This window comes from Streptomyces sp. NPDC002835, from assembly GCF_053591995.1.
This window is the reverse complement of record NZ_JBSFUW010000117.1, coordinates 1-1,999: the sequence shown is the minus strand read 5'-3', so window position 1 is coordinate 1,999 and position 1,999 is coordinate 1. Positions and strand designations below refer to the sequence as shown.

The window sequence follows — 1,999 nt, the reverse complement described above, 5'->3', positions numbered from 1 at the left end:
GGATGACCGGGAAACCGTCATGTCCGGTTCGGCGGGAGGCCGCGCGGAACAGGACTCGCCCCACGGCGAGCACCTCACCGCGCGGCCGACCCAACTGCCTGGCTGCACCAGTTCAAACGGCTCCGCACCCGCTACGAGCGACGCGCCGACCTCCACCAGGGCCTGCTCGAACTGGCCTGCAGCCTAATTCCCATGGAAGGACGGCCGGGCCAGCAGGATCGGGCTTGGTGCGTTCGAACAGCGGGACTGTCACGCCTTTTCCCATGCGTGGCCTGTAGGCCTCAGCGGAGAGCGGCGGGCGGTCGTGCGCTTCATGTGGTGGTGGTCAGGCGGGCGCCGATCGGATGCCTAACGTCTACCTGGGCGGCAAGCACTCCTACGAGACTGGCGACGGTCGGCGCCTCCCCTGACCACCACCATTCGATCAACCGTGGTGCGCTGCGTGGGCACCGGGTGGACATCTCACGTCGACCAGGCACTCGCATGCCCTCTTACGAGACCGGTGGCGCCCGGTGTCCTCGGAGCACACCACGGCTTGGTGGGTGTTGGCGGCCGCGGGCGTCGGGGGCGGACGACTTTGGTTCACGCGTCCCTCTGAGGGCTGATAGGAAGATCGCTCGCCGCCCAGCACCTCCGGACGTCAACACCCGTCACTTGATCACTCGTTGGAGTTGGTGGTGCGAGCCCGCCGCACGGTGACCTCTTGTGAAGCCAGAGCCCTTGAGCTCCTGCCAAGACCGAGGCCCGTGAGGCGAGCTGGTGCCACGAACAGCTACTGAGGTGGCGGACCGGCCGTACGGCGGAGTCCTGGAATTAGGTCGCTGCGTGGCCCGCATGTGCTCGTGACCAGTACAACCACGTCATGGGGAAGGAAGACCTTGATCTACTGCGGAATCGACTGGGCCGAGCGGCATCACGACGTCGCCCTGGTCGACGACAGCGGCCAGTTACTCGCGAAGCTGCGCATCACCGACGATGCCGTCGGCTACCGCACCTTGCTTGATCTGCTGGCCGAGCACGGCGACACCGAGCAGGCGCCTATCCCGGTGGCCATCGAGACCTCGCGCGGCCTGCTGGTGGCGGTGTTGCGGACCGGGAAGCGCAAAGTCTTCGCGATCAACCCGATGGCCGCTGCACGCTACCGCGACAGGCACAGCGTGTCGCGCAAGAAGTCCGACCCCGGCGATGCCCTCGTGCTGGCCAACATCCTGCGCACGGACATGCACGCTCACCGCCCCTTGCCTGACGACAGCGAACTCAGCCGAGCGATCGCCGTGCTCGCACGCGCCCAGCAGGATGCGACGTGGAACCGTCAGCAGATCTCCAACCAGCTCCGCTCCCTTCTGCGCGAGTACTACCCTGCCGCGCTGGCCGCCTTCGAGCCTTGGAGGAACGGTCTCTGCCGACGGGAAGCACGGGAGATCCTGAGGGTGGCCGCCACGCCGACGCAGGCTGCACGGCTCACGCGCACGCAGCTGCAGGCCGCGCTGAAGCGCGCCGGCCGTGAACGGAGCATCGCCACCGAGGCGGACCGTATCCGTGGGATCTTCCGGGCCGAGTGGGCCCACCACTCGCCACCGGTTGAAGAAGCCCTCGGCAAGCAGATGCTCGCCCTCCTGGTGCAACTGGAGGCGGCTTGCACGGCTGCCGACGACCTCGCCGGGGCGGTCGAAGCGAGTTTCCCTCAGCACCCGGACGCTGACATCATCCTCAGCTTCCCCGGCCTCGGGGTCCAACTCGGCGCCCGGGTGCTTGCCGAGATCGGCGACGACCGCAATCGCTTTGCCGACGCCCGCGGCCTGAAGGCATACGCAGGCTCCTCGCCCATCACCAGAGCCTCTGGGAAGAAGTCGAGCATCACCCGGCGCTGGGTGAAGAACGACCGGCTCAACCACGCCGGCTACCTAGGCACTGTTTCTCGGATCATGTGCGGAGCCAGATGATGAGGGCCGCGAGGGTGACGGTGCCGAGGTAGATGTAGGCGCGCTTCTCGTAGCGA

2 pseudogenes are annotated in these 1,999 nt (G+C 67.3%); both read left to right on the top strand.

The window, feature by feature from the left end:
- Positions 1 to 96: 96 nt before the first annotated feature.
- Positions 97 to 189 (top strand): annotated as a pseudogene (locus ACWD01_RS37375) (IS5/IS1182 family transposase); the annotation flags it as partial.
- Positions 190 to 878: 689 nt separating this feature from the next.
- A pseudogene (locus ACWD01_RS37370) lies at positions 879 to 1,925 on the top strand (IS110 family transposase); the annotation flags it as partial.
- Between the last annotated feature and the right edge of the window lie 74 nt (positions 1,926 to 1,999).